10 protein-coding genes and 2 rRNA genes (1 of these 12 only partly in view) are annotated in these 11,695 nt (G+C 65.6%); 7 read left to right on the forward strand and 5 right to left on the reverse strand.

What is annotated here, in order from left to right; all coding sequences use genetic code 11:
* The 3 genes from H5T77_RS00575 to H5T77_RS00585 all read left to right on the forward strand — a co-directional run.
* A 23S ribosomal RNA gene (locus H5T77_RS00575) occupies positions 1–2,076 on the forward strand (it extends 1,017 nt beyond the left edge of the window).
* 119 nt (positions 2,077–2,195) lie between these two features.
* A 5S ribosomal RNA gene (gene rrf, locus H5T77_RS00580) occupies positions 2,196–2,312 on the forward strand.
* A gap of 94 nt (positions 2,313–2,406) precedes the next feature.
* Positions 2,407–2,583 (forward strand): hypothetical protein, encoded by a 177-nt coding sequence (locus tag H5T77_RS00585; protein ID WP_292643895.1) that lies wholly within the window; start codon positions 2,407–2,409, stop codon positions 2,581–2,583.
* Positions 2,584–2,660: 77 nt separating this feature from the next.
* On the opposite strand, the gene H5T77_RS00590 is transcribed toward H5T77_RS00585, so the two are convergent.
* From H5T77_RS00590 to H5T77_RS00605, 4 genes are all read right to left on the reverse strand, one after another.
* On the reverse strand, positions 2,661–3,950 hold the full coding sequence (locus H5T77_RS00590; protein WP_292643897.1) for an MFS transporter: 1,290 nt from the start codon (positions 3,948–3,950) through the stop codon (positions 2,661–2,663).
* 123 nt (positions 3,951–4,073) lie between these two features.
* Entirely contained in the window at positions 4,074–5,339 is a 1,266-nt protein-coding gene (locus tag H5T77_RS00595; protein WP_292643899.1) for an Nramp family divalent metal transporter, read from the reverse strand.
* Positions 5,340–5,360: 21 nt separating this feature from the next.
* Positions 5,361–6,602, reverse strand: a complete 1,242-nt coding sequence (locus tag H5T77_RS00600) for an RNA polymerase sigma factor (protein WP_292643900.1) — start codon at positions 6,600–6,602, stop codon at positions 5,361–5,363.
* 119 nt (positions 6,603–6,721) lie between these two features.
* The gene (locus H5T77_RS00605) at positions 6,722–7,150 is read right to left on the reverse strand and encodes a YciI family protein (RefSeq protein WP_292643902.1); all 429 of its coding nucleotides are present in this window, start codon (positions 7,148–7,150) and stop codon (positions 6,722–6,724) included.
* Positions 7,151–7,297: 147 nt separating this feature from the next.
* Here H5T77_RS00605 and H5T77_RS00610 point away from each other — a divergent pair, with 147 nt between their 5' ends.
* Positions 7,298–8,182 (forward strand): LLM class flavin-dependent oxidoreductase, encoded by an 885-nt coding sequence (locus H5T77_RS00610; protein ID WP_292643904.1) that lies wholly within the window; start codon positions 7,298–7,300, stop codon positions 8,180–8,182.
* Here H5T77_RS00610 and H5T77_RS00615 read toward each other — a convergent pair.
* Entirely contained in the window at positions 8,179–9,000 is an 822-nt protein-coding gene (locus H5T77_RS00615) for a nicotianamine synthase family protein (RefSeq protein ID WP_292643906.1), read from the reverse strand. The genes H5T77_RS00610 and H5T77_RS00615 overlap by 4 nt on opposite strands.
* A 179-nt stretch (positions 9,001–9,179) precedes the next feature.
* Here H5T77_RS00615 and H5T77_RS00620 point away from each other — a divergent pair, with 179 nt between their 5' ends.
* The 3 genes from H5T77_RS00620 to H5T77_RS00630 all read left to right on the forward strand — a co-directional run bounded on the left by H5T77_RS00620 (position 9,180) and on the right by H5T77_RS00630 (position 11,650).
* A complete protein-coding gene (locus tag H5T77_RS00620) occupies positions 9,180–9,557 on the forward strand; it encodes a YciI family protein (RefSeq protein WP_179660350.1) in 378 nt (125 codons plus the stop codon).
* Between the two features lies 1 nt (position 9,558).
* Positions 9,559–10,791 (forward strand): RNA polymerase sigma factor, encoded by a 1,233-nt coding sequence (locus H5T77_RS00625; RefSeq protein ID WP_292643912.1) that lies wholly within the window; start codon positions 9,559–9,561, stop codon positions 10,789–10,791.
* Between the two features lie 76 nt (positions 10,792–10,867).
* Positions 10,868–11,650, forward strand: a complete 783-nt coding sequence (locus tag H5T77_RS00630; protein WP_292643914.1) for an HAD family hydrolase — start codon at positions 10,868–10,870, stop codon at positions 11,648–11,650.
* The last annotated feature ends 45 nt before the right edge of the window (positions 11,651–11,695 follow it).

An 11,695-nucleotide genomic window follows, 5' to 3' on the forward strand; every position in this document is an offset into this window, starting at 1 on the left:
GAATGCCGGTAAGTGAGAGCGCAGCAGTGAGACAGTGGGGGATAAGCTCCATTGTCGAGAGGGAAACAGCCCAGACCATCAGCTAAGGCCCCTAAGCGGTAACTAAGTGGAAAAGGATGTGGAGTCGCAGTGACAACCAGGAGGTTGGCTTGGAAGCAGCCACCCTTGAAAGAGTGCGTAATAGCTCACTGGTCAAGTGATTCCGCGCCGACAATGTAGCGGGGCTCAAGTTATCCGCCGAAGCTATGGCACTCCGGTTTTCCGGGGTGGGTAGGGGAGCGTCGTGTAACCAGTGAAGCAGCGGAGTGATCCAGCGGTGGAGGTTACGCGAGTGAGAATGCAGGCATGAGTAGCGAATGATGTGTGAGAAACACATCCGCCGAATGATCAAGGGTTCCAGGGTCAAGCTAATCTGCCCTGGGTAAGTCGGGACCTAAGGCGAGGCCGACAGGCGTAGTCGATGGACAACGGGTTGATATTCCCGTACCGGCGAAGTGACGCCCATGATGAGGCGCATGATGCTAACCATCTGAAGCATGCGTGACCGATCCCTTCGGGGTGAGGCGTGTGTGTGGAACATGGGACCCAAGTGTGTAGTAGTCAAGTGATGGGGTGACGCAGGAAGGCAGCCGATCCGGCGCGATGGTAGTCGCCGGCCAAGCATGTAGGACTGAGTCTAGGCAAATCCGGGCTCTGTATGTCTGAGATGTGATGGGGAGCCGTTAGGCGAAGTCGGTGATCCTATGCTGTCGAGAAAAACCTCTAGCGAGTCATGAGCCGCCCGTACCCCAAACCGACTCAGGTGATCAGGTAGAGAATACCAAGGCGATCGAGCGAACCATGGTTAAGGAACTCGGCAAAATGCCCCCGTAACTTCGGGAGAAGGGGGGCCTGGATCGTGAACCCACTAGCTGGGGGAAGCGTGAAAGGCCGCAGAGACCAGGCCCAAGCGACTGTTTACTAAAAACACAGGTCCGTGCGAAGTTGTAAGACGATGTATACGGACTGACTCCTGCCCGGTGCTGGAAGGTTAAGAGGACGGGTTAGCCTCACGGCGAAGCTCAGAATTTAAGCCCCAGTAAACGGCGGTGGTAACTATAACCATCCTAAGGTAGCGAAATTCCTTGTCGGGTAAGTTCCGACCTGCACGAATGGAGTAACGACTTGGGCGCTGTCTCAACCGTGGACTCGGCGAAATTGCACTACGAGTAAAGATGCTCGTTACGCGCGGCAGGACGGAAAGACCCCGGGACCTTTACTATAGTTTGGTATTGGTGTTTGGTTCGGCTTGTGTAGGATAGGTGGGAGACTGTGAAGCGCACACGCCAGTGTGTGTGGAGTCAACGTTGAAATACCACTCTGGTCGTACTAGATGTCTAACTTCGGACCATGATCTGGTTCAGGGACAGTGCCTGATGGGTAGTTTAACTGGGGCGGTTGCCTCCTAAAGTGTAACGGAGGCGCTCAAAGGTTCCCTCAGCCTGGTTGGCAATCAGGTGGCGAGTGTAAGTGCACAAGGGAGCTTGACTGTGAGACAGACATGTCGAGCAGGGACGAAAGTCGGAACTAGTGATCTGGCCACGGCATGTGGAAGCGTGGTCACTCAACGGATAAAAGGTACCCCGGGGATAACAGGCTGATCTTCCCCAAGAGTCCATATCGACGGGATGGTTTGGCACCTCGATGTCGGCTCGTCGCATCCTGGGGCTGGAGTAGGTCCCAAGGGTTGGGCTGTTCGCCCATTAAAGCGGCACGCGAGCTGGGTTTAGAACGTCGTGAGACAGTTCGGTCCCTATCCGCCGCGCGCGTAGGAAACTTGAGAAATGCTGTCCCTAGTACGAGAGGACCGGGATGGACGAACCTCTGGTGTGCCAGTTGTACCGCCAGGTGCATGGCTGGTTGGCTACGTTCGGAAGTGATAACCGCTGAACGCATCTAAGCGGGAAGCACGTTTCAAGATGAGGTTTCCCACCCTTTATGGGTTAAGGCCCCCTACAGACCATGGGGTTGATAGGCCGGAGGTGTACAGCAGTGATGCCCAGCCGACCGGTACTAATAGGCCGAGGGCTTATCTTTCATAAACCCTCAACAAAAACAACAACCATCGAAGACAACATTCTTTGATGAGACTGTTCGCGTCCACGAACCAACTGTTGTAACACAGGTTTGGTCACCCGATGGGTGATCTCAAGAGTTACGGCGGCCATAGCGAAGGGGAAATACCCGGTCCCATCCCGAACCCGGAAGTCAAGCCCTTCAGCGCCGATGGTACTGCAACCGAGAGGTTGTGGGAGAGTAGGACGCCGCCGGACATAACTTTGCGCAGGGCCACCTCTTCGGAGGTGGCCCTGCTGCCATTTGTAGCCACTTTTGAGCCGGCGTATCGGGCCGCTCGAGACGATTGGCGTGGCCACTTTGCGCCACGCCCGGTTGACGTGGGTAGTGACGCGGGGTTCCAATGTCATAGTTGGCAGTCCGTATCACTATCTCGAACTAGGAGTTCCCATGGTCAAGAAGCTGATCATCGCCGCCGTCGTCGCCGCGGGTCTCGGTGTGGCCATCAAGCTGGTCGCCAGCCGCTGATCCCCAGAGCTTCGTCGGTTGCCCGGTGCCCTCGAGGTGCCGGGCAACTGTCATCTAGACAAGCTCGATACATCGCATCAGGTGCTCTGCGTGGCTTCTGCGTCCGGGGCAACCTCGGCGGGAGGGACGGGCTCTTCCTTCGGCTGGTCGACCGCGGCCAGGGACCGGCGCGCGCTGGGGATGGCGAGGATCCCGGCCACCACGACGAAGAGCAGCACTCCGGCGAGGATGAGCAGGGACTCGACCGAGAACTGATCCGCGAGCGGGCCGAAGACGACCATCGACAGCGGCATCGCGACCGACATGACGATGCCGACGATGCCGAAGACGCGTCCCTGCATCGCTGGCTCGACGCGCTCCTGGAGGATCGTCATCGCAGGTGCGCTCAAGAACGAGAAGAGCACACCGATCAGCAGCCCGCAGGTGAAGAAGATCCACATGTTCGTCGAGACTCCGAGCCCGACCACCAACAGTCCGATGAGGATGACCGATCCGACCATCAGCCGGATGCGGTGCACGATCTTGGGCCCCAACGTGGCGATGGCGGCGCCACCGGCCAGCATGCCGAAGCCCCAGAACAGCTCGTTGGCGGTGAGCTTCCAGACCTCGTCACCGAAAGTGCGGGTGACCATCAGCGGGGTGAGATAGGACGGTGCGCCGACCATGACCATGACCAGCGTGAACAGGACGAGGATCCAACGCACCTGCGGATGCGTGGATGCGTACTTCAGGCCAGCTCGTAGGTCTCCGAAGTAGGAGACCTTTCCCTTGTCGGCACGGACGATGCGGGCAACCGGGACCAGCGCGAGGAGGCCTACCCCGATGAGCGCTGTGATCGCGTCGATGAAGAAGACTGCGACGATGTCCATGCTGGCGTAGATGACCGCAGCGAGCGCGGGAGCCAGGAGCGTCATCGCGGCCTGGACGGTCTGGAACGCTCCGTTGATGCGGAGCAGCTGGGACTCCGGAACGATCTGCGGGATCATCGCGGTGACTGCCGGCATCTGGATGCCGGCGAAGACAGAGCGTACGGCCAAGGCGAGGTAGATGATCCAGAGGTCGTCGATGCCACTGGCCATCAAGCTGGCGAGGATCAGGGTGGCGACCGCGATGGTGGCGTCGGAGCCCATGATCAGGAACTTGCGGTGATGTCGGTCGGCCCAGACGCCACCGAAGATCGACATGAAGGCCTGCGGCAGCATCCCGAAGACGAGACTCAGCATCAGGACGGACCCGGAGCGGGTCTCGATGGTGAGATGCCACATCACGGCGTACATCACCAGCATCGAGCCGAGCAGGGAGACCGTTTGGCCGGCGAGGAAGATCGCTGCGTTGCGCCTCCAGCCGGAAAGCTCGTCGGCGGGCATGCCGTCCAGCCTCGACCCGGACTGAAGAGGCGTCAACCGACTTTCTCTCGTCAGCAGAGACGACGAAGGCGGCGAGCAGATGCTCGCCGCCTTCGTCGTTTTGCAGGGTGTGGTGTGCGGGCTCTAGCCGAGCAGGCTCTCGATGGACGTGCGGATCTGGTCGTAGGCCAGCCAGGCGAAGATCAGGGCGCAGAGCACCAGGCCGATGTTGGAGACCCACTTGCTGCGCCACTCCACGGGGGTGTGGCGGGTGTTGAGGAGCCAGAGCAGGGTGACCGCCAAGAAGGGCATGAAGAAGGCGCCGAGCACGCCGTAGATGAGGATCAGCCAGGTGGGCTCGTCAGCGAGCAGGAGCCAGATCATCGGGGGGAAGGTGAGCCAGAGGATGTAGGCGCGGTACCAGAGGCCACCGCTCTTCGCCTCGGGCTCGTCCGCCTTTCCGCGGATGGTCCCCATGAAGTCTGCGAACATCAGGCTGACGCCGTTCCAGACGCCGACCAGGGACGACATCGCCGCGGCCCAGAAGCCGATCAGGAAGAGCTTGCCGAACCAGTTGCCGTAGCGGTCGGCGAGCACCCTGGACAGGTCGAGCATGCCCTGGTCGCCGGTGCCGATGGCGATCCGAGCCGAGTAGAGCAGCTCGGCACCCACGATGAGGGTCGCGACCACGAAGATGCCGGTGACGACGTACGCGGTGGTGTTGTCGATCCGCATCACCCGCATGAACTTCGGGGTGCTCCAGCCCTTCTCACGCAGCCAGTAGCCGTAGGCGGCCAGCGTGATCGTGCCGCCGACGCCGCCGGCGACCGAGAGCACGTTGACCAGGGCGCCGTCCGGGATCGTCGGCGCCAAGCCCTTGAAGAGCTCGGGGAGGTTGGGCACGGTGATGATCGCGGCCGCGACCATGGTGACGAACATGATCCCGACCAGGCCGGCGAGGAACTTCTCGAACAGGCTGTAGCGGCCGGCCCACACGATGGCGAGGCCGATCAGGCCGGAGGCGATGCCCCAGACCTTCACCGAGGCGAACGAGAACAGCGCGGTCAGGGCCAGGCCGGTGCCGGCCATCGCCGCGGCGCCGTAGATGAAGCCCCAGATCACGATGTAGGGACCGAAGTAGATCGTCGTCCAGATGCCCAGACGTCGCCAGCCCTGGAAGATCGTCTCGCCGGTCGCCAGGCTGTAGCGCCCCGCGCCCTCGACGAGCACGACCTTCAGGACACATCCGATGACCACGGCCCAGAGCAGGGCGTAGCCGTACTTGCTGCCCGCGATCAAGGTGGCGACCAGGTCGGCGGCACCGACACCGGTTGCGGCTACGACGAGGCCGGGGCCAAGGATCCGCCAGCGCGGGGTTTCGGACGACTCAGTCCTCGCTGCTTGTGACATGAGCGACAGGTATACCCCGTTTTAGGGGAGATCAGCGACTTTTTGCTGAAGTACGGCGCGCTCGCGCTCGTTGGTGCACATCTCCGCAGCCCGCTCCAGCTCCTCACGCGCCTCGACGGTCCGGCCCAGCCGGCGCAGCAGCTCGCCGCGTACGGTCGGCAGGAGGTGGGTGTGGTCGAGGCGCCCCGCCCCTGTGATCGGGTCGGCGATCCGATCGACCAGCTCCAGCGCAGGCATCGGCCCGTGAGCCATCGCCACCGCGACGGCCCGGTTGAGATCGACGATCGGGTTCGGTGCGATCCGCCCGAGGGCCTCGTAGAGCACGATGATCCGTTCCCAGTCGGTCGTCGCGACAGAGTCCGCGACCGCATGCGTCCCGGCGATGGCGGCCTGCAGACCATAGGGTCCCAGGCCGCGAGGCGTCGCCTGTTCCAGCGCCGCCAGCCCGCGCCGGATCGAACCCCGGTCCCATCGCGTCCGGTCCTGGTCCTCGAGGAGGATGGCATCACCGTTGCTGTCGGTGCGCGCCGGGAAGCGGGAGGCGGTCAGCTCCATGAGCGCGAGCAGGCCGTACGCCTCCGGCTCATCGGGCAGCACGCCGATCAGCACTCGGGTCAGCCTCCGTGCCTCCCGGGCTAGATCCGTGCGGATCAGCTCCTCGCCGGAGGTCGCGGTGGAGCCCTCGGTGAAGATCAGGTAGAGGACGTTGAGGACACCGGGGAGCCGCTGCCTGCGCTCCTCTGGCGAGGGCGCCTCGAACGGCACCTTCGCGGCCGCGATCGTCTTCTTCGCGCGGGTGATGCGAGCCTGGATCGTCGGCACCGGCACCAGGAACGCCCGAGCGATCTCCTCGCTGCTCAGACCGCCGACGACCCTGAGCGTGAGCGCCACCCGAGCCTCCTTCGACAGCACCGGATGGCAGGAGATGAACATCAGCGCGAGGACGTCGTCGTCGATGCGCTCGATGTCCAGGTCGTCGGCGTACGTCTCGTCCTGGTCGTGGGCGATCGACTCGTACTTCTCGCGCTGGACGCCGGCACGGCGGATCGTGTCGATCGCCCGCCGTTTGGCCGTGGTCATCAGCCAGCCGACGGGGTTGGCGGGCTGGCCGTCGCGCGGCCAGGAGACCAGCGCCTCGGCGAGGGCCTCCTGGGCCGCGTCCTCGGCGAGGGCGAAGTCGCCGGTGTAGCGCGCGAGGGCGCCGACGATGCGGGCGGACTCGATTCGCCAGATCGCCTCGACGGCGCGCGTCGCGTCACTCACTTGGGTCTCCTCATTTCGTGCTCGGTCTCGACCCGCCGTCGCGTCGGCGCGGCTTCGCCTTGCCGACGCGGGCTCGCTCGACCTGGTCAGCGTCCTGAGCTCGCTCCTTCGTCGCGGTCTCAGAGCTGACCAGTCTTGGTCCGCCAGTCGAGCTCCTTCTGGATCCACGGGTTGTCCTGCGGAAACTCGTCGATCGTCGGAACCCGACGGAGCTCGACGGCGGAGCCAGGGAAGTAGCTGAGCCGCTTGGCCCACTCGATGGCCTCCTCCTTCGAGGCGACCGAGATCAGGTAGAAGCCCCCGAAGAGCTCCTTCGTCTCGCCGTAGGGGCCGTCGGTGACCACCGGCGCCTCCTCGGCCTCGGTGTAGGTGACGACGGTGTGCTCCTCCGGATCCAGGCCCTCCATGGCGAGCAGCACGCCCGACTTGATGAGCTCGTCGTTGAGGCGCCCCATCTTCTCGAGCATCTCCTCGAAGGGGATCTCGGCCATCGCGGCGTTCTGCTTGTCCTCGTCGATGGTGCGCCAGATCAGCATGTACTTCGGCATCTCGGTTCTCCTGTGTCGGTCGGGCCGTCTTGCCGGCCCGTTCACCCCTTGGTCGAACGAGGTCTACGCGGGATCGACAACACTGCCAAGAATATTTTCGGAGGTCTCGACAGGCTCGACCACCGGTGCTCTGGGTAGGTTGGGGACGTGAAGATCTCGCTGTGGCCCAATCACACCTCCTCCACCGCCGACATCCTTGCCGAGGCGCAGGCGGCTGACCAGGCCGGTTGGTACGGCGTCTGGGTCGCCGACCACTACATGCCCAACACCGGCACCGAGGACGTGGAGGACGGGCCGACGCACGAGGTCTGGGGGATCCTGCCGGCGCTGGCCGCGACGACCCAGAACGTACGCATCGGCCCCCTCGTCTCCCCGACGACGATCCACCACCCGGCGCTGCTCGCGAACCGGTCCGCGACGATCGACCACATCGCCGGTGGGCGGTTCGTGCTCGGCATGGGGGCCGGCTGGCAGATCAACGAGCACAAGGCGTACGGCATCGACCTGCCGAGCGCGAAGGTGCTGGTCGACCGGTTCGAGGAGGCGATCGAGGTCACCCGGTCGCTGCTCGACAAGCCCCGCACGACCTTCGAGGGGACCTACTTCCAGCTCACCGACGCGCCGTGCGAGCCGAAGCCGGTGGCCTCGCCGCTGCCGATCCTGGTCGGCGCCAAGGGCCCGCGGATGCTGAAGGTTGTCGCCCGGCACGCCGACGAGTGGAACACCTGGGGCACGCCCGAGAGCGCCGGCGCGGTGCGGGCCAAGCTCCTGGAGGCGTGCGAGCAGGTGGGTCGCGATCCCGAGACGATCAAGACGACCACCAATTTCATGCTCGATCTGGACGGTGCGAACCCGGGCTTCGCCAGGACGCAGACCGGCTCGGCCGGGGAGCTGCAGGACCTGATCGGCCGCTATGCCGCGGCCGGGTTCGACGAGTTCATCCTGCCGACGTGGAACCTGGGTGAGACGGGTGCCGAGCGGATCGAGCGGGCCGCACAGCTCAAGGCCGAGGTCCTCGACCCCGCTCTCTAGGAAGGGCGGGCGAGGATCGCGCTGTTGATCACGTCGGTTCCCGCGGCGTCGACCTCGGGGTTGGCCTCCGCGACCACGGTCAGGCCGGCCAGAGCCTGCGGACCGACCGGCGGATAGAGCAGCGTACGCAGCCCCCGGGCGCTCCGAGCCAGGACGAGGCCGCGCGGGTCGAGGTGGGTGACGGCCTGGTCGAGCACCTCGGCCTTGGCGGCATCGTCGGCTCCGACCAGGCCGGCGAGGAGCACGACGTCGACGGGTCGCGGTGGCGTGGCGGCCGCGGCGTCGGCGTGCTCGAACGTCACGCCGACCGTGCCCACGCGATCGGCGACGACGGAGGACAGCCGGATCGCCTCGGCATCGTGGTCGACACAGTGCACCGCGATCCCCAGGTCGGCCAGGCAGAACGCGGTCAGGGGCAGCGGCCCCGAGCCGAGGAGCAGCACCTGCCGGGGAACGGTGCCTTCCCGGTGTACGGCCGCCAGCTCCATCTCGACGAGGAGCCGGTAGTTCTCGCGGTAGGGGAAGCGGGCGAACGCCCGCGCGGGGTCGGGGGAGCCGGCGATCCGGTCGGCCCAGACCCGCTCGAGGGCGTGCTCGCCCGCGGACGCGACCGAACGGAAGACAGCCGGCGAGCGTGTGGGCGGCAAGGCGGCCAGCACCGTATCGGCGGCCGCCTCAGGCACGCTCAGCACCGCGGTCACCAACCGGTTGAAGAGCGCGTCGACGACGATGCCGGGCGCCAGGGACTGCTGGTCGAGCAGATCGTCGAGGGTGGAGACCAGACGTTCGTCGATGGCTTCGAACGCTCTCGGATTCACAACCGGCCACGATTCCACATCGGCGACGGCCGCTGCACGGTGTTCCACGAGGAGGGCCGCTCAGCGGAACGGAAGTGGTCGGCGGCACGCTTCTGGGACGATGTAGAACTACGCCGCCCGGTTACGACGTACCCCCGCAAGCACGCCCAGGAAGGCGTCCAGGAAAGGGAAGAAGAACCATGAAGTACGTCATTCTCATCCACTCCAACCCGCAGCCGTGGGGTCACCCGACGGGGGACTTCATCCCGGAGTTCCAGTCGCTGCCGCAGGAGACGAGGGAGAAGCTCAACGGTGCCTTCGAGACGGTCCTGGAGGAGCTCTCGGCCAACGGGGAGCTCCTCGGCGGGCAGGCGCTCGCAGACCCGGCCTCGGCAAGGCTCTACCGCTGGGACGCCGGCGAGCCGATCGTCACCGACGGCCCCTATTCGGAGGCGAAGGAGCATCTGGCCGGCTTCTTCCTGATCGATGTCGAGTCCCAGGAGAGGGCCGAGGAGGTCGTACGCAGCTTCAGCGGGCCCGGTGAGACGGTCGAGCTGCGGCCGGTGGCAACCTACTGACATGACGGTGACGGGAGTCGAGGACGTGTGGCGGCAGGAGTCCGCCCACGTCCTCGGCGCCCTGCTCCGGGTCCACCCCGACCTTCCCGACTGTGAGGACGCCGCGCAGGAGGCGCTGATCGCTGCCAGCCGGCAGTGGCCCGGCGATGGCCTGCCGGCCGATCCGCGCGCCTGGTTGATCCGGGTGGCCCACCGGCGGCTCATCGACCAGATGCGGGCTGACACCGCCCGGAGACGACGCGAGATCGCCGACGGGATGGCCCGGCGGCTCGACGAGACGGATCCCGCGGTCGTGGAGATCGGTTCGGCCTACGACGACTCGCTGCGGCTGATGATGATGTGCGCCCATCCTGCGCTGCGCCGCCCTTCCCAGGTGGCGATCACGCTGCGATGCGTGGGCGGACTGACGACGACGGAGATCGCGGCTGCGTACCTGGTTCCGGAGGCGACCATGGGGCAACGCCTCAGCCGGGCGCGGGCGACGCTGAAGAACGAGGGCTTCTGCTCGCCGGCGCCCGACGAGCTGCCCGAGCGGATCGCCTGCGTGCTCGACGTCTGTCACCTGATCTTCAACGAGGGCCACACCCGCACCAGCGGACCTGACCTGCAGGGGGTCGAGCTCACCGATGAGGCGATCCGGTTGACCCGGATCGTGCGCGGAGTGCTCCCCGAGCACGACGAGGCCACCGGCCTGCTAGCCCTCATGCTGCTGACCCGGGCGCGCTCGTGCGGGCGCGTCGACCATCTCGGCGACCTGGTCCCGCTCAAGGACCAGGACCGCTCGCAGTGGGACCGCGCGCTCATCCGCGAAGGTGTGGCGCTGCTCGAGGACGTACTCCCGCAGGGGTCGGTGGGGCGCTTCCAGCTGCAGGCGGCGATCGCGGCGGTCCATGCCGAGGCGGAGTCCTACGAGGTCACCGACTGGCTCCAGATCAACCTGCTCTACGGGATGCTCGCCCAGGTGGCGCCTTCGCCGGCGGTCACGCTCAACCGGGCTGTCGCCGTGGCGATGAGCCTCGGGCCCGAGCATGGGATCGAGATCGTCCGCGACCTGCTTGAGCACCCGGCCATGCAGCGACACCACCGAGCCCATGCGGTGCTCGCGCACCTGCTCGAGCAGTCCGGCGACCTCGTAGTGGCCAGGGAGCACTACGTGCTGGCGGCGAGGCTGACCCGGAGCGTCCCCGAGCAGCGCTACCTGAACCGACGGATCGAAGCGCTCGGCCGACCGTAGTTGAACAGTCACGCAGATGTGCCGGGCAGCGGAAGAGGTCGTTCAGCATCGGTCCGAACTTGGTTAGAGTGAGTCCATGGACGAGGGTCGCGTGCGCGCAGTCCTCTTCGGTCTTCACGACACGCTGATCCCGGGCGGCTCCAGAGCCGAGCGAGCAGCGATGGCTCGCGGGATGGGAGCGGACCTCGGGATCGACCCTGTTGCATTCGCCTCGGCAACGGCCGAGACGCTCGATGAGCGGACTCGTGGCCTGATGGCCAGCGTGCATCACACGGTCCGCTATCTGTCTCGGCGCTTGGGGGCGGTCCCCACCGAGAGCCAGGTCGAAGCAGCCATCCGGCGCCGTCTCGATTTCACGCTCTCCCTGCACGCCGCGACCTGGGCGCTTCCTGCCTTGAGCGCACTGCGTGCGCGTGGCTTCGGCCTCGGCCTGGTCTCCGACTCCTGCTGCGCTACGACCGAGGTCTGGCCGGACAGCCCGCTCAGCGAGTACTTCGGTGCGGCCTCGTTCTCGTGCCAGACCGGTGTGCGGAAGCCGGACTCCGGTGCCTACATGGTGGCCGCGGCCGCGCTCGAGGTGCCGACCACCGAGTGCGTCTACGTCGGGGACGGCGGCGATGGTGAGCTGTACGGTGCAGAGGCCCTGGGGATGAGGGCCGTGCGTTTCCTGGCTGAGGATCCGGCGCAGCGGCCGGAGGTCGTGCCCGATCTCGATCCCGAGTGGAACGGCCCGACGATCGGTGATCTGAGCGAGCTCGTCGCGATGGTCGGGGTGCCGGAGCCGCGCAACGGGTCCGCATCGCGGACTTTTGTGTCCGGAAATGTCGTGCCGTGGGGATCGGCGCGATCGCGGCGCTGACCGTCAACTGAGCGCGCGACCGCCGCATCGGCGGCGACTAGGGGC

The organism is Nocardioides sp. (assembly GCF_014360585.1).
In the GTDB taxonomy this organism is placed as follows: Bacteria; Actinomycetota; Actinomycetes; order Propionibacteriales; family Nocardioidaceae; genus Nocardioides.

What these genes read in the sequence shown, in the direction of transcription:
- H5T77_RS00590 (WP_292643897.1), bottom strand. Translation starts at nt 3,950, where the DNA reads ATGCCCGCCGACGAGCTTTCCGGCTGGAGGCGCAACGCAGCGATCTTC.
- H5T77_RS00625 (WP_292643912.1), top strand. Translation starts at nt 9,559, where the DNA reads ATGACGGTGACGGGAGTCGAGGACGTGTGGCGGCAGGAGTCCGCCCAC.
- H5T77_RS00630 (WP_292643914.1), top strand. Translation starts at nt 10,868, where the DNA reads ATGGACGAGGGTCGCGTGCGCGCAGTCCTCTTCGGTCTTCACGACACG.
- H5T77_RS00620 (WP_179660350.1), top strand. Translation starts at nt 9,180, where the DNA reads ATGAAGTACGTCATTCTCATCCACTCCAACCCGCAGCCGTGGGGTCAC.
- H5T77_RS00595 (WP_292643899.1), bottom strand. Translation starts at nt 5,339, where the DNA reads ATGTCACAAGCAGCGAGGACTGAGTCGTCCGAAACCCCGCGCTGGCGG.
- H5T77_RS00605 (WP_292643902.1), bottom strand. Translation starts at nt 7,150, where the DNA reads ATGCCGAAGTACATGCTGATCTGGCGCACCATCGACGAGGACAAGCAG.